Below are 18269 nucleotides of genomic sequence, written 5' to 3'. Positions count from 1 at the left end.
AGGACCCGCCCGCGACCGCACGGAGTGAACCATGCACGACCACGAGATCCTCCGACAGCTGCGCGACGCGCTCGGCGACGCGGTCCTGACCGAGGGCCCCCGGTTCGAGGCCGTGCACACCGACAAGTCGGGCTTCTCCGCACCGGGTCGCGCGCTCGCGCTCGTCGCTGCCCGCTCGGTCGAGGACGTGCAGGCGGCGCTGCGCACAGCGACGGAGCACCGGCTCCCGGTCGTGCCGCGCGGAGCGGGAACGGGCCTCGCTGCCGGGGGAGTGGCGAGCGAGGGAGCGCTCGTCCTCTCGACCGCCGCCATGGACCGCATCCTCGAGGTGTCGCTCGAGGACGAGCTGGCGGTGGTCGAGCCCCTGGGTGATCAATCAGGCGCTGTCGGACGCCGTCGCTCCGCACGGCCTCGTCTTCTCGCCCGACCCCGCGAGCCGCGCGATCTCGAGCATCGGCGGCAACATCGCGACGAACGCCGGGGGGCTGCTGTGCGCCAAGTACGGCGTGACCCGCGAGGCGGTGCTCGGGTTGACGGTCGTCCTCCCCGACGGACGCCTGCTCCGCACCGGCCGCCGCAGCGTGAAGGGAGTCACCGGGTACGACCTCACCGCGCTCCTGACCGGCTCCGAGGGGACGCTGGGCGTCATCGTGGAGGCCACCGTGAAGCTCCGCCCGATCCCGACCGGGCGCGTGGTCACGGTCGGCGCGTACTTCCCGAGCGTCGTCGCCGCGGCCGCCGCCTCCGCCGCGATCACCGCCGCGCGGCTCCGTCCCGCGGTGATGGAGCTGATGGACGAGGCGGCGCTCGCCGCGATCTCGCGCTACACCGGAGCGATGCTGGACCGCGGTGCCGCCTACCTCCTCGTCCAGACGGACGGCGGAGGAGCGGCGGAGGAGTCGCAGCGCGTCCTCGAGATCGTGACCGCCTCCGGGGGCGCCGCCGAGGCGACCGAGGACCCGGCCGAGGGTGAGGCTCTGCTGGCCGTCCGCCGGGCCTTCCACCCGGCGCTCGAGGCGGAGGGCCGCGTGCTGATCGAGGACGTCTGCGTGCCCCGCTCCGCGCTGCCGGCGATGTTCGCGGCGATCCGCGGCATCGAGGAGCGGACGGGGCTCAGCATCCCCACCGTCGCCCACGCGGGGGACGGGAACCTCCACCCGAACTTCGTGCTGCCCGCGGGGGACGGACCCGTGGGGGAGGACGTCTGGGACGCCGCCGCGGAGCTCTTCCGCACGGCCCTGGCCCTCGGCGGCACGCTCACGGGCGAGCACGGCGTGGGACTGCTCAAGCAGCGCTGGCTGGCGGAGGAGCTGGGCGAGGACTCGCTGGCGCTCCAGCGCGGGATCAAGGCCGTGTTCGACCCGCTGGGGATCATGAACCCGGGGAAGGTCTTCTGAGGAGGGCGCCCCGGGCTACAGCAGCTCGGCCGTGATCATCGAGGCGGTGAGCACGATCGTCGCCGCGGACATGAGCCAGTAGAGGACCGTCTCGCGCCAGGACCCGGAGGAGCCCAGGACGGGCAGCGCGGCATAGCCTCCGGTGGTCCAGACGTGGCGCAGCGGTGTCCGGCGCAGGCGCCGCGGCAGGCGCACGCGCAGCGGCCACAGCCAGTTGATCCCGCCGGTCGTGAGGGCGTCGCCGGCCACGTGCACGAGGTAGCCCAGCGTCGCGGCGACCCGGAGCCACGCCCAGGTGCCGTCGGCGAGCACGACGAGCAGGACCGTGACGACCGTCGCCCCGGCCCAGGCGATGCGCCAGGAGGGGGCGGCCCGGACGGCCTTCGCGGCGAACGCGAGGGCGGGCAGCGTGAGCACGGCGGCCACGGCGACGGGGCCGACGACCGGCACCGGGAAGCGCAGCGCCGTGAGCACCGGCACCAGGTACCAGACGACGGCGACCGCGAGCAGCGAGTGCATCCCGTGCCGGTGCCCTCCGCTGATCCGGCCCGCGGTCGCCGTGAGCAGGGAGGCGCCCGGCGCCGAGCGGGAGACGGTCGCGCTCGCGTGGTCCGCGTCGGGCACCAGGGCCCAGCCGGCGGCGACTCCGAGGCCGACCAGTCGGAGGTCGAGCGGGAGACCCGCGAGGCCGAGGGGCCCGGCGACGGCGGGCACGGAGGCGGCGACGGCCCAGGCGAGCGCACCGGAGACGGCGTGCGAGCGGCCCATCATCGCGGGTCGGCTCCTTCGACTGGGCGCTGCGAGGCCGGAGGACGACCGCGGCGGGACGAGAGAACCCCCGGCCGAGTGCGTGAGCACGGACCGGGGGTGAGGGTGGGCGATACCGGACTCGAACCGATGACCTCTTCCGTGTGAAGGAAGCGCGCTACCAACTGCGCCAATCGCCCAGGGGGACGTGCTGGACGACCCGAGAGACGATCGTAGCGGATCCGCGGGGCCCGGATGCACCGCCGACGCCCGCCACGCCCGGGTGAACGGACGGCGACGAGCCGGTTTCGCGCGGAAAGACGCGGATCGGACTCCGAGCGGCGGGATCGGCGTCCGCTCGATTTGGATTCCGGCGCCGCTGTCGTATACATTCTTCTAGGTCGAGCCGGGCAGCGAAAGCGCCGGACAGACAGCAAGACAGCACGACACGCAAGACGGCAACACCAGTACGACCTACATGCGGATGTGGCGCAGCGGTAGCGCATCACCTTGCCAAGGTGAGGGTCGCGAGTTCGAATCTCGTCATCCGCTCGAACACCGGTCCTCGGACCGGCGTCATCGGGACGGCACCCTCGGGTGCCTCCCACCTGGTCGGCCCTCGGGCCGCCGACACCGAATCCCGTACACGGTGGATTGGCCGAGAGGCGAGGCAGCGGCCTGCAAAGCCGTATACACGGGTTCGAATCCCGTATCCACCTCGATCGTTCACCGAACGAGGCGCTCCGCGCGGAGCAACGGGCGATTGGCGCAGCGGTAGCGCGCTTCCCTGACACGGAAGAGGTCACTGGTTCGATCCCAGTATCGCCCACCACGAGAACCCCCGGCCCCTGGCCGGGGGTTCTGTCGTTCCCGGCTCCGGCGCTACCCTCGCAGGATGCCCGCCCCGATCCCCGTCGACGACCAGGGCACCCTCCTGCGGCTCGTCTCGCGGGACGACGGACCTGCCCTCGCCGCCGCGTACCGGCGCAACCGCCGGCACCTCGCGCCCTGGGAGCCGACGCGCTCGACCCGCTTCTTCGAGGCGGGGGGCCAGACCGACGCCGTCGCGGACGCGCTCGCCGCGCACCGGGCCGGCAGCGTCCTCCCGCTCGTCCTCGACGCGGGCGGCGTGATCGTCGGTCGGCTGACTCTCGCGAACATCGTCCGCGGCGCCTTCGACAGCGGCGATCTCGGCTACTGGCTCGACAGCGGTCTGCAGGGCCGCGGCGTGATGACCCGCGCGGTCGGAGCCGTCCTGCGCACCGCGCGTGAGGATCTGGGGCTGCACCGCGTGCAGGCCGGGACGCTCCTCCACAACGTCGGATCGCAGACCGTGCTGCAGCGCAACGGCTTCGAGCGGATCGGCGTCGCGCGGCGCTACCTGCGGATCGCCGGGGAGTGGCAGGACCACGTCCTCTTCCAGGCGCTGCTCGAGGGCGGCCCGCTCCAGCCTCCGCCGACTCCGCTCGTCTAGGGTGAGCGGCGCCGGCCTTCTCCCGGCGCTCCGAGCGGGAGGGACGCGCCCATGACCACGCGGCACATCGGCGGACGAGAGTTCGACTTCGAGCGGCAGGTGGCCGTGATGGCGGTCGTGAACCGCACGCCCGACTCCTTCTACGACAAGGGCTCCACCTTCGCCCTGGACAGCGCCATCGCGGCCGCCGTGCGCGCCGCGGAGCTCGGCGCCGACTGGGTCGACATCGGCGGAGTGCCGTTCGGCCGCGGCCCCGCCGTCACGCTCCAGGAGGAGCTCGACCGGGTGGTCCCCGTCGTGGCGGGCATCGCGGAGCGGAGCGACGTGGTCGTCTCGGTGGACACGACGAGCGCCGAGGTGGCGCGCGCGAGCATCGCCGCGGGCGCCTCCGTCGTCAACGACACGAGCGGGCTGCACGACCCCCGGATGCTCGAGGTCGTCGCCTCCTCCTCCGCCCAGCTCGTCATCACCCACAGCGTGGGCGCCCCCCGCAGCGAGCCGGAGAGACCCGAGTACGACGACGTCGTGGCGACCGTGGTCGACCATCTGCGGAGCCGCGTCGATCGCGCGCTCTCGGGTGGAGTGCCTGCCGGGAGGATCATCGTCGATCCGGGTCACGACCTGAACAAGAACACCCTGCACACGCTCGAGCTCACCCGCCGGCTGGGCGAGGTGGCCGCGCTCGGCTTCCCGGTGCTCGCCGCGGTGTCCAACAAGGACTTCATCGGCGAGGCGCTGGACCGGCCGCAGGGGGAGCGCCTCGAGGGCTCCCTCGCCGCCGCGGTGATCTGCATCCTGAACGGTGCGCGGATCGTGCGCATGCACGACGTGCGCCAGGCGGTGGACGCCGTGCGGATGACGGAGGCGGTGCTGGGCTGGCGGGCGCCCGCCTTCCTCCGCCACAACGTGGAGCCGGCGGCGTGAGCGCCCGCATCGACGGCCTGTCGCCGGCCGGGCAGGACCTGTCCGACGAGGCTCTGCTGACCCTCTACGCGGACGGGGCGGGCGAGGAGTGGCTCCGGGTCAACTTCGTCGCGAGCGTCGACGGAGCGGTCACCCGCGACGGCGTCTCGGGCGATCTCGGGGGAGCGGCGGACCTGCGCGTGTTCGACCTGCTCCGCCGGCTCGCCGACGTCGTGCTCGTCGCGGCCGGCACGGTGCGGACCGAGGGCTACGGTCCGATGGTGCTGAGCGACGAGTCCGTGCGGGCGCGGCTCGGCACCGGGCGCGCCCAGCAGCCCGTCTTCGCGATCGTCTCGGGGTCGCTCGACCTCGATCCCGCCTCGCGGATCTTCACCGAGGCGCCGGTGCGCCCGATCGTCGTGACCACCGGCTCCTCGCCGGCCCGCCGCCGCGCGGAGCTCGCCGAGGTCGCCGACGTGCTCGTCTGCGGCGACGCAGAGCTCGACGCGACGCGGATGCGGGCGCAGCTCGCGGAGCGGGGGCTCGGCAGGATCCACTGCGAGGGCGGTCCGTCGCTGCTCGGGACCCTCCTCGCCGCGGACGCCGTCGACGAGCTCTGCCTGACCGTCGCTCCGACGCTCGAGGCGGGGGACTCCGGGAGGCTCGCCCGCGGCGACGTCCCCGGACCGCGCCCGCAGCACCTGGCGCACGTGCTCAGCGCCGGCGACACGCTGCTCCTGCGCTACCTCCGCCGGCGCTGACCCGCCCTACTCGCGGCGCCGCTCGTTCCCGTCGCGCTTGGCCTCGGAGGCCGGGCGGGCGGCGATCACGGGGTGGGCGCCGGTGAAGCCGTCACGGGCGGACGCGATCGCCAGGATGCGCGGCTTCGCGACGTGCCAGCCCACGATCAGGGCGGGCACGCCGACCACCGCGACGATCCCCACGGTCCAGGTGCCGGTCGGGAAGTCGACGGCGATGAGGACCACCACGATCACCAGGAACGCCAGGGTGAGCCACGAGGTCACCGGGGCGCCGGGCATCCGGAAGGACGGGCGCTCCAGGCGCCCCTGGGCCGCCCAGCGCTGCAGCTGCATCTGGCAGAGGACGATCATGCCCCAGCCCGTGACGATGCCCAGCGCCGAGACGTTGAGGACGATCTCGAAGGCCTCGGACGGCACGAAGAGGTTCAGCACGATCCCGATCAGGGTGATGCTCGCCGTGAGCAGGATGCCGCCGTAGGGGACGCCCTGCTTGTTCATCCGGCCGGTGAAGGCGGGGGCGGAGCCGTTGAGCGCCATGGAGCGGAGGATGCGGCCGGTCGAGTAGAGCCCGGCGTTGATGCTGGAGAGCGCGGCCGTCAGCACAACGAAGTTCATGATCGATCCGGCGATCTCGCCCGAGGAGCCGTCGCCCAGCGAGCTGAAGAACGTGACGAACGGGCTCTCGCCCTTCGAGTAGGCCGTGTAGGGCAGCAGCAGCGTCAGCAGCAGCACCGAGCCGACGTAGAAGACGGCGATGCGCAGGATGACCGAGTTGATGGCGCGCGGGATGACCTTCGCCGGCTCCGCGGTCTCGCCCGCCGCCGTGCCGACAAGCTCGACTCCGGAGTAGGCGAACACCACGCCCTGGACGACCAGGACGCTGGCGACCAGGCCGCCGGGCAGGATGCCGCCGTTGTCGTTCCAGAGGCTGATCCCGGGGTCCACGGCGACGCCGCCGGACTGCAGCGGCCAGCCCGCGGCGAGCACGACGACGCCGATCACCAGGAAGACCACCAGCGCCGTGACCTTGATGAGCGCGAACCAGAACTCCAGCTCCCCGAAGACCTTGACCGAGACGAGATTGAGCGAGAGCACGACGACCAGGGCGATGAGTGCGAGGAGCCACTGGGGCACGGAGGAGAAGAGCGACCAGTACTTCACGTAGAGGGCCACCGCGGTGACGTCGGCGATCGCGGTCATCGCCCAGTTCAGGAAGTACATCCATCCGGCGACGAAGGCGGCCTTCTCGCCCAGGAACTCGCGGGCGTAGGAGATGAAGGAGCCCGAGCTCGGCCGGTGCAGGACCAGCTCGCCGAGCGCGCGGAGGATCAGGTAGGCGAAGACACCGCAGACCGCGTACACGACGACGAGCGAGGGACCGGCGGTGGCGAGTCGGCCGCCCGCGCCGAGGAAGAGGCCGGTGCCGATCGCGCCGCCGATGGCGATCATCTGCAGCTGCCGGGGCTTGAGCCCGGGACGGTAGCCCTCCTGCTCCTTCGAGAAGTCGGGCTGCACGGGCCCGCGGTCGTCGTCGCTCTGCGTCACGGGGGCTCCCTCGTCACCGGATCGCGCCGGGCGGCTGCTCCGGCACGCCCGTCAGGGTAAGGGCGCGCTGCTCGGAGGAGGCGGGTGGCGCGGTCCGCGGCATGCGGATCCTCTCAGGATCGGGGCGCCTACCCTGGGGGCATGAGCGGTCCGGACCTCGCACGGCAGTTCTCGCTCGACGGCGTCCGGATCCCGTCGCCGGCGAGGCGCCTGAACGGCGGCACCGATCCGGCGCTCGTCTGGCGCAACGAGCTCGACGGGCTGACCTTCCGCGTGGACGCCGGGTACCTGAAATGGAATCCCCGGTCCACGGGCGTCGACCTCCGTCGCGAGATCGCGCGTCTGCGCTGGCTGGAGGGGCGGATCGACGCGCCCCGGATCCTGGAGGCGGGCGAGGACGAGGAGGGGCAGTGGCTCCTCACCGCACCGCTGCCCGGGCGGAGCGCCATCGATCCGAAGTGGACAGCCCGGCCGGAGGAGGCCGTCCGCGCGATCGCGGCCGGCCTGCGGGCGGTCCACGCGCTCCCCGTCGACGCGGTGCCCGAGGAGCTGCGCGGCGACTCCTGGTTCGCGCGCCGGCCGTCGGCGCTCGGCGCGGCTCCGGAGCTCGTGGACCCCGTCGTGGTGCACGGCGACGCGTGCGCTCCGAACACGCTCGTCGACGACGACGGACGCTGGAGCGGCACGGTCGACGTCGGCGACCTGGGCGTGGGCGACCGCTGGGCGGATCTGGCGGTCGCCGCGGTCAGCCTCGGCTGGAACTACGGCCCCGGCCACACCCCGCTGCTCCTCGCGGAGTACGGATCGGATCCGGACGACGAGCGCGCGGCCTACTACCGCGCGCTCTGGTCGGCCGAGTCCTGAGTCACTTCTTCTTCGCGGCCTCGTCGTCCTGGGCCGCGCCCTCGTCGCTGCGGTTCTCGCTCGCCAGGCGCAGCCAGCGCCCGTCGCGGACGTCCTTCTCGTGCACGGCCGCCTTCTTGTCGCTAGCGGCGGTGTCGCGCGGGGGGAGCTGGATGGTCTCCTCCGCCTCGATGCCCGCCTGCAGCTCGCGTCCGCGCTCGAGCTCGGCGTCGAACTCCGCGCCGAAGAGCAGGGCGATGTTGGTGATCCAGATCCAGAGGAGGAAGACGATCACCGCGCCGAGCGAGCCGTAGGTCTTGTTGTAGTTGGAGAAGTTGGCCACGTAGAACGCGAAGCCGGTCGAGGCGATCAGCCAGATCGCCAGGGCGACGATCGATCCGATGCTGATCCAGCGGAACTTCGGCTGGCGGATGTTGGGCGCCCAGTAGTACAGGATCGCGACGATCACGATCGCGATGACCACGAGCACCGGCCATTTCGCGATGTTCCACACGGTGAGGGCGGCGGGGCCGAGGCCCACGACGTCGCCGACGGCTGTCGCGACCGGTCCGCTGAGCACGAGGATGAGCGCCGCGATCACGATCAGGACGACCGTCACCACGGTCACGCCGAGCATCGTCGGGCGGAGCTTCCAGAAGGGGCGCCCCTCGTCGATCTGGTAGACGCGGTTCATCGCGCGGCCGAAGGCGCCGACGTAGCCGGAGGCGGACCAGATCGCTCCGACGACACCGGTCACGAAGGCGAGACCCGCGGCGGAGGAGCTGGTCAGCGCCTGGATCGGGTCGCGCAGCAGGTCGACGACCTCGCTCGACGCGAGGTTCCCGATCAGGTCGAGCACCAGATCGGTGGTGGCCTGCGCCTGGCCGAAGAGCCCCAGCACCGACACGATCGCGAGCAGGGCGGGGAAGAGCGCGAGCACGGCGTAGTAGGTGAGCGCGGCGGCGAGGTCGGTGCACTGGTCCGCGCCGAACTCGCGGGCCGTCTTCTTGAGGACGTAGAACCAGGAGCGCTTGGTGATGTCGGTGACGTCGTCGGGCTTCCGGGAATCGTCGGGATCGGGCGCTGTCTTCTCGCGGGTCGTGCTCTGCTCGGCCATGCGGACACGCTACGGGGCCGACAGTCGTCGGACGGCCCCCTTGACGGCGCGGCCGGTCGTGTCGCGGGTCAGGCCCGGCGCTGGCGCGCGGCGGCGAGGGTGCCGAAGAGGAGGAAGGAGCAGGTCGCGGCGAGGACGGTCAGCAGGGGAGCCTCCCAGCCGCCGCTCGCGTCGTGCGCGAAGCCGATGACGGTCGGGGCGGTGGCGGCCACGGCGTAGCCGATCCCCTGCACCGTGGCCGAGAGCCGCGACGCGTGGGCATCGGAGCGGGAGAGCCGCACGACGAGCACGAAGACGACCGTGAATCCTCCGCCCTGGGCCGCGCCGCCCAGCACGCACCAGAGCGCCCAGAGCTGCGGCGCGAGCAGCAGCCCCGCCGGCACCGTGCACCAGAGGAGGCCGACGAGCACGATGCTCCCCAGCGGTCCGAGCCTGCGGACCAGGAGCGGGACGCCGAGGGCGCCGGCGACCGCGGCGAGCTGGAACACCGAGGCGCTCGCGCCCGCGGTCGCGATCGAGAAGCCGTTGCGGTCGACGAGCAGCGAGGGGAGCCACGCCGTCACTCCGTAGTACGAGAACGCCTGGCTCGAGAAGCAGAGCGCGAGCGCCAGCACGGTCGCGCTGCGGAAGATCCGCGGAGCCGGTGCGGCCGGTGCGCGGTCGGCGCGGGACGGGCGGGGAGTCGGACGCAGGGCCGCCCGAGGCCCCACGGCCACGAGCCAGCCGGCCAGAGCGAGGGCGTTGAGGGCGAGCCAGACGAGCAGGGCGCCGCGCCAGCCGAGGGTTAGAGCGAGCGGAGCGGTGCCGAGCGAGGTGATCGTCGAGCCGATGTTGAGGGCCGCGGTGTAGACGCCCGTCGTGAGGTCGACGCGCTCGGGAGCGACGTCCCGCCGGATCACGACGGGGAGGACGACGTTGCCGATCGTGATGGAGACGCCGATCAGGATGGTGCCCGCCACGGCCGGTCCCACGTCGCCGATCGAGCGGACGATCGTGCCGAGCGCGACGCCGATCACCGTGACGGTCACGGCGGCATCGGGTCCCGCGCGGCGGATCACCAGGAGGGCGAGCGGAGTCGCCAGGGCGAAGCAGAGCACGGGGATGCTGGTGAGGATCCCCGCCTGGCCCGCGGACAGCGCGAGGTCCTCGCGCACCGCGTCGATGATGGGCGCGACGGCGACGATCGGACCGCGCAGGACCAGCGCGACCAGGGCGACCGCCACGACGAGGAGCCAGGGAGCGCTCCGGCGCGCGGTCATCGGGGCGTCGAGGGCCGCGGCACCCCGGTCAGCCGGCCAGGCCGGGGACCCCGGCCGAGAGGTTGCCGACGATGGTGAAGACGCCCGACACCAGACCGAGGATCCCGGTGACGAGTCCGGCCGTCGCGAGCCCGCGACCGCCTCCGACGAGCGGTGCGGCCGCCCGGCCCTTCGCCGAGAAGACGATGGCGAGGATAGAGGGGATCAGCAGCGGATTGATCAGCAGGCTCAGGACGCCGAGCACGAGGCTCGCGATCGCCATGGGGTTGCGGCCCGCCGCGGAGGACGGGGCGGACGGATAGGCGTACAGCTCCTGCTCCGGAGCGCCCGGGGGCGTGCCGTAGGCGGGAGCGGGCGCCGAGGAGGACGGACGGGACCGGTCCGTCCACGCCGCGCCGTCCCAGTAGAGCTCCGAGCCGAGGTCGGCCGGGTGCGGGTACCACCCGGGCGCGGGCAGCGGAGCGGAGTCGTCGGGCATGGGGCGAGTCTAGAGCGGCGCCGATCAGCTCTTCGGCTGCTCGATGCCGAGCGCGTTCCCGTCGGGATCGAGGATCCAGGCCGCCCAGACGCTGCCGCGGTCGGCCACGCCGTTCTCGGTGCGCAGCTCGTCGCTGTCGTAGTCCTCCGGAGCCACGCCCCGAGCCGCCAGCGCGTCCAGCTCGGCGCGCAGGTCGGCCACCCGCCAGGCGGCCTTGGTCTGCTCGTCCTTCGAGCCCGTGGTGCTGGAGGTGACGGTGAGCCGGGTGCCGCCGCAGGAGTAGGCGATCGCCGACTCGCTCTCCTCGAGGACCTCCAGTCCCAGGGAGCCGGCGTAGAAGGCGCGGGAGGCGGCGAGGTCGCGGGAGAGCAGAACGGGGCCGATGGGGGAGTCTGAGAGCACGGTGAGTCCTTTCGTCGGTGGGCCTCCAGTCGACGCCCGCTGCGGCCCGGCGCGGAAGGGGTTGCCACCGGGCCGGCCGGAGGGGGCGGGCGCGGCAGAATGGCCTCGGCCGTGCCCGTCGCGCGGCCGGGAGGAGCCCTCATGAGCTGGACCATCGACGAGGTGGCGTGGACCCACCCGGACGCCGAGCGTCTGCGCGACGCGCAGCGGTGCGAGCTCGACGAGCGCTACGGCAACGACGACCACGAGCCCGGCACGCCGCCCTCGGCCGACGACGTGCCCGTCTTCCTCGTCGCCCGCGACGCGAGCGGCACGGCGGTGGCCTGCGGCGGACTGCGGCCTCTCGACGACGACGTCCTCGGACCGGGGGCGATCGAGGTGAAGCGGATGTTCGCCGACCGCGCCGCCCGCGGCACCGGAGCGGCCACGGCCGTCCTGCGCGCGCTCGAGGCGCGGGCGGCCGCTCTGGGCACGACGCGCCTGGTGCTGGAGACCGGGACGCTCCAGCCCGACGCGATGCGGTTCTACCTCCGGGAGGGCTACCACGCCATCCCGCCGTTCGGCGCCTACATCGGGTCCGAGCACTCGGTCTGCTACGCCCGCGATCTCGCTCCCGGCGCCTGAGCGTCAGCGGCGCAGAGTCTCCACCGGGTACTCGCCGAAGCGGCGGTGGTACGCCCCCGAGAAGCGGCCCTGGTTGAGGAAGCCCCAGCGCGCGGAGACGGCGCGCACGGTCTCCTCGCCCGGAGCGCCCTCGCGCAGCTCGACGCGCGCCCGGTCGAGACGCACGCCGCGCAGGTAGCCGAGCGGAGTGTCGCCGAAGTGCCTCCGGAACGCGGCCTGCAGCGCCCGCGGAGTGAGCCCCGCCGCTGTCGCGATGTCGGACACGGTGACGGGCGACGCGGCGAACGCGTGCAGGAACTCGGCGGCACGCAGCAGGTGCTCGAGCCCCGGCCGCAGCACCTGCGCCGGAACGACGACCGGCCGGTGCGCGAAGGTCGCGAGCAGGTGCAGAGCGACGCCGCGCTCGGCCGCCACGAGCTGCAGCGCTGTCGCCTCGCGGCCCGACCGGAGGACGCCCGCGAAGTCGTCGACCGCCCGCCACCAGCCCGGGAGTGCCGACGCGGAGGCGATCGAGCGGTGGTCGAAGACGAGCGGCAGCGGCACGCCGTCGCCGGCCTCGGACGCGACCTGCTCGAGGAGGCCGGCGGCCACGTGCACGAGCCGCTGCTGGAAGTCGCGGCTGACGAACTCGAACGGACGCGCGCTGGGGAACACGACCGGCCGCCCCGGCAGGTGGACGATCCGATCGCCCTCCGGGTCCACCACGCTCGAGCCGGAGAGGAACCACGAGACGACGTACTCGCCCGCCGGACGCAGCCCCCCGGACACGGAGCCCCGGAAAACAGACGTCCGCAGGCTCACGCCCTCGCTCCCGGAGACGTCGTAGCGGAAGGAGAAGGGCCGCTCGACCGGTTCCGTCCGGAATCCCGACCCGCCGTAGCCGTCCGAGTAGAAGCGCCGCGCCTCCTCCAGGTCGGCCCCGGAGCGCGTGAAGCGCTGCAGCGCAGGACCGGCACCCATCGGACCAGGATGCCACCTGGACGGATTGCGCACCGGTCGCCCCCGCGCCCCTCTCAGGGGCACGTCCTGCCGCAGGGTGACGGGGTCGGACGACACGGACGGAGACGCATGGAGATCAGCGCACGCAGACTCGCGGCACGCGACGCGGTGGCCGTCGTCGCCGTGCTCGCCGCACTCGAGGGGGCGCTCGCCGTGGACTCCCTGCCGCCCGGCCTGGAGGAGGTCCTCCTGCACCAGCTCGAGCGCAGCTCGCTCGTGCTCCCCGGCGCCGACCGGGACGAGCTCGCCTCCGCTCTGCGCGCGCTCGACGCCCGCGTGCGCGACGCGCTCGGGTAGAGGCCGCCGCCGACTACAGTCGAGGGGTCAACCGAGCCCGAGGAGTGCCCGCACGTGTCGAACGAACCGTCGAATCCCGCAGAGAACGAGTCCCACTCGGTCGTCACCGAGGCGGGCACGGGATTCACGCACTTCACCGACCGGGCCGTGGTCGCGATCCGCGTCAACGGGGAGCTCAAGGACCTCGCCGCCGACGTCGTGCCGGGCGACCGCATCGAGCCGGTGCTCATCTCCTCGCCGGACGGGCTGAACATCCTCCGCCACTCCGCGGCCCACGTGCTCGCGCAGGCGGTGCAGCAGATCAACCCGGAGGCGAAGCTGGGCATCGGCCCGCCCGTCACCGACGGCTTCTACTACGACTTCGACGTCGAGGAGCCCTTCACGCCCGAGGCGATGAAGGCGCTCGAGAAGGCGATGGACCGCATCGTCCGCCAGGGCCAGCGGTTCGTGCGCCGCGTCGTCTCCGAGGAGGAGGCGCGCGCCGAGCTCGCCGGCGAGCCCTACAAGCTCGAGCTGATCGGGATCAAGGGCGGGGGAGCCGAGGACGAGAGCGTCGAGGTCGGCGGCGCCGAGCTCACCATCTACGACAACGTCGACCCGCGTTCCGGCGAGACGGTCTGGAAGGACCTCTGCCGCGGCCCGCATCTGCCGAACACCCGCATGATCGGCAACGGCTACGCCCTGACCCGCAACGCTGCCGCCTACTGGCGCGGCTCGGAGAAGAACCCGCAGCTGCAGCGCGTCTACGGCACCGCGTGGCCCACGAAGGACGAGCTTCGCGAGCACCAGGTCCGCCTCGAGGAGGCGGCGCGCCGCGACCACCGCAAGCTCGGCCATGAGCTCGACCTGTTCTCCTTCCCGGACGAGATCGGCTCCGGCCTCGCGGTCTTCCACCCCAAGGGCGGGATCATCCGCTACGAGATCGAGCAGTACATGCGCGAGCAGCTGCTCGCCCACGACTACGAGCTCGTCTACACGCCGCACATCACCAAGGGCGACCTGTTCCTCACGAGCGGGCACCTGCAGTGGTACTCCGAGGGGATGTTCCCCCCGATGCACCTCGACGAGCTGCAGGACGAGGACGGCAACGTCACCCGCCAGGGCCAGGACTACTACCTCAAGCCCATGAACTGCCCGTTCCACAACCTGATCTTCCGCTCGCGCGGCCGCAGCTACCGCGAGCTCCCGCTGCGCCTGGCCGAGTTCGGCACCGTGTACCGCTACGAGAAGAGCGGCACCCTGCAGGGCCTCACCCGCGTGCGCGGCCTGACCCAGGACGACGCCCACATCTACGTCGCGCAGGAGGACGTGTCGGCCGAGCTGACCCGCAACCTCGAGTTCGTGCTGCAGGTGCTGCGCGACTACGGCCTCGACGACTTCTACCTCGAGTTGTCCACGAACGAGGAGGGCAACCCGAAGTTCGTCGGTGCGCCCGAGCAGTGGGAGGAGGCGATCGAGTCGCTGCGCGCGGTCGCCGTCGCCTCCGGTCTCGAGCTGGTGCCGGATCCGGGAGGAGCGGCGTTCTACGGTCCGAAGATCTCGGTGCAGGCGCGCGACGCCATCGGCCGCACCTGGCAGATGTCGACCATCCAGCTCGACTTCAACCAGCCCGAGCGCTTCGAGCTCGAGTACACGGCCTCGGACGGCTCGAAGAAGCGGCCCGTGATGATCCACCGCGCGCTCTTCGGCTCCATCGAGCGCTTCTTCGCGATCCTCACCGAGCACTACGCCGGGGCGTTCCCGGTCTGGCTGTCGCCGGTCCAGGTCGTGGGCATCCCGATCGCCGACGAGTACCTGCCCTACCTCGAGGAGGTCGTCGGCGAGCTCAAGCGGTCGGGCATCCGCGCCGAGATCGACTACTCCAGCGACCGGATGCAGAAGAAGATCCGCAACGCCACGCTGCAGAAGGTGCCCTTCCAGATGATCGTGGGGGAGAAGGACCGCGACGCCGGAGCCGTCAGCTTCCGCTTCCGCGACGGCACGCAGGAGAACGGGATCCCGGTCGCCGACGCCGTCGCGCGCATCCGCGAGGCCGTCGCCTCGAAGGCGCAGGTCTGAGCGTGAGCGACGGCTGCGTGCCCGAGGGGGCGGAGGGCTCGGCGCACCTCGCCGGGGTTCCCGACGAGTTCCAGCGCCTGTGGACGCCGCACCGGATGGTCTACATCCAGAAGGGGCAGCCCGGAGCCGACGACTGCCCCTTCTGCGTGGCGCCGACGCTGAGCGACGAGGAGGCCCTCATCGTCGCCCGCGGGGAGCACGCCTACGTCCTGCTGAACCTGTTCCCGTACAACTCCGGCCACCTCCTGGTCTGCCCGTACCGGCACATCCCGCTCTACGACGAGGCCACTCCCGAGGAAGTGGCCGAGATCGGAGCGCTCACGCAGACGGCCATGCGCGTCGTCCGCTCGGTCTCGAACAACGACGGCTTCAACCTCGGGATGAACCAGGGCGCGGTCGCGGGAGCGGGGATCGCCGCGCACCTGCACCAGCACGTGGTTCCGCGCTGGGCGACCGACGCGAACTTCTTCCCGATCATCGCCCGCACGAAGGCGCTCCCGCAGCTGCTCGGCGACGTGCGGGCGAGCCTCGCGGCGGCGTGGCCGAGCTTCTAGACCGCCGCCCGGCCCCCTGTCCAGCGCCGCGGACGGCCGGCGCCGTCTCGTAGACTCGGAGCTGCCGTCGGCGGAAGTCGCCGCACAGAACAGGACTCGCGAACATGACCGACACCACCACTCCGTCCTCGTCCGCTCCCGAGCAGTTCGGCTCGAGCCGCGTCAAGCGCGGTCTCGCCGAGATGCTCAAGGGCGGCGTCATCATGGACGTCGTCGACGCCGATCAGGCCCGCATCGCGGAGGACGCCGGCGCGGTCGCCGTCATGGCGCTCGAGCGCGTCCCCGCCGACATCCGCTCGCAGGGCGGCGTCGCACGCATGAGCGACCCCGACCTGATCGACGGCATCGTCTCCGCCGTGTCGATCCCCGTCATGGCGAAGGCGCGCATCGGCCACTTCGTCGAGGCGCAGATCCTGCAGGAGCTCGGCGTCGACTACATCGACGAGTCCGAGGTCCTCTCGCCCGCCGACTACGTGAACCACATCGACAAGTGGAACTTCACCGTCCCCTTCGTCTGCGGAGCGACCAACCTGGGCGAGGCGCTGCGCCGCATCACCGAGGGCGCAGCGATGATCCGCTCGAAGGGCGAGGCCGGCACCGGCGACGTCTCCGAGGCGACCAAGCACATCCGCACGATCTCCGGCGAGGTCAACCGCCTGAAGGCGATGACCAAGGACGAGCTCTACGTCGCCGCGAAGGAGTTGCAGGCCCCCTACGACCTGGTCGTCGAGATCGCCCGGACCGGCAAGCTCCCCGTCGTCCTCTTCACCGCCGGCGGGGTCGCGACCCCGGCCGACGCGGCGCTGATGATGCAGCTGGGCGCCGACGGCGTGTTCGTCGGCTCCGGCGTCTTCAAGTCGGGCGAGCCCGCCAAGCGCGCAGCCGCGATCGTGAAGGCGACCACCTTCTTCGACGACGCGAAGGTCGTCGCGGAGGCCTCGCGCGGCCTGGGCGAGGCGATGGTCGGCATCAACGTGGCCGACGTGCCCGCGCCGCACCGCCTCGCCGAGCGTGGCTGGTAGCGCCGACGCGCCGCTCGCCGGCACAGGACCGACGCGGGAGTCCCTCGAGGGGCTCCGCGTCGGCGTCCTCGCGCTGCAGGGCGACTTCCGCGAGCACGCGCACGTCCTGCGCGAGCTGGGCGCCGAGGTGGTGCTGGTGCGCCGCCCGGAGGAGCTGGCCACCGTCGCGGGGCTGGTCATCCCGGGCGGCGAGTCCACGGTGATGGACAAGCTGTCGCGACTCTTCGGCCTCGCGGAGCCGGTCGTCGAGGCGATCAGTGCGGGGATGCCCGTCTACGGGACGTGCGCCGGGCTGATCATGCTCGCCGACCGGGTCCTCGACCGCATCGACGGCCAGAGCAGCTTCGGCGGCCTGGACGTGTCGGTCCGGAGGAACGCGTTCGGCAACCAGCTCGACTCCTTCGAGACCGATCTCGACGTGCCGGCCATCGGCGATCCGCCGGTGCACGCGGTCTTCATCCGCGCACCGGTCGTGGAGGAGCTGGGGGAGCGGGCGACCGCGCTCGCCAGTGTCTCCGACGGGCGGGTGGTCGCGGTCGAGCAGGGCAACCTCCTCGGGACGGCGTTCCATCCCGAGATCACCGGCGACTACCGGTTCCACGAGCTGTTCCTGCGGAAGGTCGCGGCGACGCGCTTCGGCGACTGACCCGCTGCCGTCCCCTCCGCCAGGGGTGGACGGTGCGGGACCCGCGGGCCAGGGTGGTCGCATGCCCGAACTCCCCGAGGTCCAGGCCCTCGCTCTCGATCTCGACGCGCGCCTGGGCGGACGCGTCCTCGAGCGGCTCGACGTGTTCGCGATCTCCGCCCTCAAGACCGTGGCCATCCCGCCGTCGGCTCTCTCCGGCGAGACCGTCCACGGAGTGTCGCGGCACGGCAAGTTCCTCGACCTCGCAGTCGGTGAGGCCCACGTCCTCCTGCACCTCGCCCGCGCCGGCTGGGTCCGCTGGCGGCCCGACCGGCCGACGGCTCCGGCGAAGCCCGGCCGGGGCCCGCTCGCCGCCCGGCTGGTCCTCGACGACGGGTCGGGATTCGACGTGACGGAGGCCGGCACCAAGAAGAGCCTCGCGCTCTCGATCGTCGCCGATCCGCTCGACGTCCCGGGCGTCGCCCGGCTGGGTCCCGATCCGCTGGACCCGGAGTTCACCGAGGAGATCCTCGGCGCGATCCTCGCCACGGCGGGCCGGGCGCAGGTGAAGGGCGTCCTCCGCGACCAGTCCCGCGTCGCCGGCATCGGCAACGCCTACTCCGACGAGATCCTCCACGTGGCGCGCATGTCGCCCTTCAAGCCCGCCGCGCTCACCGCCGACGAGCTGGACCGCCTCTACGCGGCCCTCCGCTACACACTCGAGGAGGCGCTCGCTCGCGCCGAGGGCCTGCACGCGGCCGACCTCAAGCGCGAGAAGAAGCTCGGCATGCGCGTCCACGGCCGCACAGGAGAGGCGTGCCCCGTCTGCGGCGACACGATCCGCCAGGTGGTCTTCCACGACTCCACGCTCCAGTACTGCCCCACCTGCCAGACCGACGGCAGGATCCTCGCCGACCGGCGGCTGTCGCGGCTGATCAAATAGCGAGCCGGTCCCTGCCCGGCTCGCCGCGGTCGGCTTTCGGAGTTGGCGGGGTGGGTGGAGCGGGTCGCGTTCGCCTACAGCGATCCGCTGGCACGCGGATCACTGGTTCGGCTGTGCTTGTGGCGAGCCGGTCCCTGCCCGGCTCGCCGCGGTCGGCTTCCGGAGATGGCGGGGTGGGTGGAGCGGGTCGCGTTCGCCTACAGCGATCCGCTGGCACGCGG

General features: G+C 72.5%; 18 protein-coding genes, 4 tRNA genes and 1 pseudogene. 15 read left to right on the top strand and 8 right to left on the bottom strand.

Features of this window, described 5'->3' with window-relative positions:
* Positions 1-31 precede the first annotated feature (31 nt).
* A pseudogene (locus C5C95_RS14645) lies at positions 32-1397 on the top strand (FAD-binding oxidoreductase).
* Between the two features lie 15 nt (positions 1398-1412).
* Here the strand turns inward: C5C95_RS14645 and C5C95_RS14640 are convergent.
* Both C5C95_RS14640 and C5C95_RS14635 read right to left on the bottom strand, forming a co-directional pair.
* A complete protein-coding gene (locus C5C95_RS14640) occupies positions 1413-2168 on the bottom strand; it encodes a metal-dependent hydrolase (RefSeq protein WP_104225350.1) in 756 nt (251 codons plus the stop codon).
* A gap of 103 nt (positions 2169-2271) precedes the next feature.
* Positions 2272-2344: transfer RNA gene (locus C5C95_RS14635), tRNA-Val, on the bottom strand.
* A 280-nt stretch (positions 2345-2624) separates the two neighbouring features.
* Here C5C95_RS14635 and C5C95_RS14630 point away from each other — a divergent pair.
* The 6 genes from C5C95_RS14630 (at position 2625) to C5C95_RS14605 (ending at position 5282) form a co-directional block, all read left to right on the top strand.
* Positions 2625-2696 (top strand) — tRNA-Gly (locus C5C95_RS14630).
* 96 nt (positions 2697-2792) lie between these two features.
* Positions 2793-2863, top strand: a tRNA-Cys gene (locus tag C5C95_RS14625).
* 38 nt (positions 2864-2901) lie between these two features.
* Positions 2902-2976: transfer RNA gene (locus C5C95_RS14620), tRNA-Val, on the top strand.
* A gap of 63 nt (positions 2977-3039) precedes the next feature.
* Complete coding sequence (locus C5C95_RS14615) at positions 3040-3618, top strand: GNAT family N-acetyltransferase (RefSeq protein WP_104225349.1); 579 nt, start codon at positions 3040-3042, stop codon at positions 3616-3618.
* A 51-nt stretch (positions 3619-3669) separates the two neighbouring features.
* Complete coding sequence (folP, locus tag C5C95_RS14610) at positions 3670-4542, top strand: dihydropteroate synthase (RefSeq protein ID WP_104309106.1); 873 nt, start codon at positions 3670-3672, stop codon at positions 4540-4542.
* A complete protein-coding gene (locus C5C95_RS14605; protein ID WP_104324729.1) occupies positions 4539-5282 on the top strand; it encodes a pyrimidine reductase family protein in 744 nt (247 codons plus the stop codon). The genes folP and C5C95_RS14605 overlap by 4 nt, the downstream gene beginning before the upstream one ends.
* A 6-nt stretch (positions 5283-5288) precedes the next feature.
* Here the strand turns inward: C5C95_RS14605 and C5C95_RS14600 are convergent, their stop codons facing one another.
* Positions 5289-6827, bottom strand: a complete 1539-nt coding sequence (locus tag C5C95_RS14600; RefSeq protein ID WP_258067716.1) for an amino acid permease — start codon at positions 6825-6827, stop codon at positions 5289-5291.
* A gap of 141 nt (positions 6828-6968) precedes the next feature.
* Between C5C95_RS14600 and C5C95_RS14595 the strand changes: the two genes are divergently transcribed.
* Positions 6969-7691, top strand: coding sequence for an aminoglycoside 3'-phosphotransferase (locus C5C95_RS14595; RefSeq protein WP_104324728.1), 723 nt, complete (start codon positions 6969-6971; stop codon positions 7689-7691).
* A gap of 1 nt (position 7692) precedes the next feature.
* On the opposite strand, the gene C5C95_RS14590 is transcribed toward C5C95_RS14595, so the two are convergent.
* From C5C95_RS14590 to C5C95_RS17530, 4 genes are all read right to left on the bottom strand, one after another.
* Positions 7693-8787: a YihY/virulence factor BrkB family protein gene (locus C5C95_RS14590; protein ID WP_104239455.1), complete on the bottom strand. Its 1095-nt coding sequence runs from the start codon at positions 8785-8787 to the stop codon at positions 7693-7695.
* A 68-nt stretch (positions 8788-8855) separates the two neighbouring features.
* Entirely contained in the window at positions 8856-10046 is a 1191-nt protein-coding gene (locus C5C95_RS14585) for a CynX/NimT family MFS transporter (RefSeq protein WP_104269504.1), read from the bottom strand.
* A gap of 28 nt (positions 10047-10074) precedes the next feature.
* Positions 10075-10524, bottom strand: coding sequence for a DUF2510 domain-containing protein (locus C5C95_RS14580; RefSeq protein ID WP_104251081.1), 450 nt, complete (start codon positions 10522-10524; stop codon positions 10075-10077).
* 24 nt (positions 10525-10548) lie between these two features.
* Positions 10549-10926 (bottom strand): VOC family protein, encoded by a 378-nt coding sequence (locus C5C95_RS17530; RefSeq protein WP_104251082.1) that lies wholly within the window; start codon positions 10924-10926, stop codon positions 10549-10551.
* A gap of 141 nt (positions 10927-11067) precedes the next feature.
* Here C5C95_RS17530 and C5C95_RS14570 point away from each other — a divergent pair, with 141 nt between their 5' ends.
* Complete coding sequence (locus C5C95_RS14570; protein WP_104225442.1) at positions 11068-11550, top strand: GNAT family N-acetyltransferase; 483 nt, start codon at positions 11068-11070, stop codon at positions 11548-11550.
* A gap of 3 nt (positions 11551-11553) precedes the next feature.
* On the opposite strand, the gene C5C95_RS14565 is transcribed toward C5C95_RS14570, so the two are convergent.
* Entirely contained in the window at positions 11554-12510 is a 957-nt protein-coding gene (locus tag C5C95_RS14565) for an AraC family transcriptional regulator (RefSeq protein WP_219813859.1), read from the bottom strand.
* Between the two features lie 108 nt (positions 12511-12618).
* Here C5C95_RS14565 and C5C95_RS14560 point away from each other — a divergent pair, with 108 nt between their 5' ends.
* The 6 genes from C5C95_RS14560 (at position 12619) to C5C95_RS14535 (ending at position 18048) form a co-directional block, all read left to right on the top strand.
* The gene (locus tag C5C95_RS14560; RefSeq protein WP_104261680.1) at positions 12619-12846 is read left to right on the top strand and encodes a hypothetical protein; all 228 of its coding nucleotides are present in this window, start codon (positions 12619-12621) and stop codon (positions 12844-12846) included.
* A 147-nt stretch (positions 12847-12993) separates the two neighbouring features.
* Positions 12994-14904: a threonine--tRNA ligase gene (gene thrS / locus C5C95_RS14555; RefSeq protein ID WP_258059257.1), complete on the top strand. Its 1911-nt coding sequence runs from the start codon at positions 12994-12996 to the stop codon at positions 14902-14904.
* A gap of 2 nt (positions 14905-14906) precedes the next feature.
* A complete protein-coding gene (locus C5C95_RS14550; protein ID WP_258072678.1) occupies positions 14907-15458 on the top strand; it encodes an HIT domain-containing protein in 552 nt (183 codons plus the stop codon).
* A gap of 104 nt (positions 15459-15562) precedes the next feature.
* Positions 15563-16480, top strand: coding sequence for a pyridoxal 5'-phosphate synthase lyase subunit PdxS (gene pdxS / locus C5C95_RS14545; protein WP_104224629.1), 918 nt, complete (start codon positions 15563-15565; stop codon positions 16478-16480).
* Between the two features lie 73 nt (positions 16481-16553).
* Positions 16554-17126 (top strand): pyridoxal 5'-phosphate synthase glutaminase subunit PdxT, encoded by a 573-nt coding sequence (pdxT, locus tag C5C95_RS14540; protein ID WP_374954318.1) that lies wholly within the window; start codon positions 16554-16556, stop codon positions 17124-17126.
* Positions 17127-17187: 61 nt separating this feature from the next.
* Positions 17188-18048, top strand: a complete 861-nt coding sequence (locus C5C95_RS14535; RefSeq protein WP_104324726.1) for an Fpg/Nei family DNA glycosylase — start codon at positions 17188-17190, stop codon at positions 18046-18048.
* The last annotated feature ends 221 nt before the right edge of the window (positions 18049-18269 follow it).

Origin of the sequence: Rathayibacter sp. AY1B7, from assembly GCF_002932735.1 — a bacterium.
GTDB lineage: Bacteria > Actinomycetota > Actinomycetes > Actinomycetales > Microbacteriaceae > Rathayibacter.
Note: the sequence above shows the minus strand (reverse complement) of the source record. Positions and strands in the feature narration are given on the sequence as shown.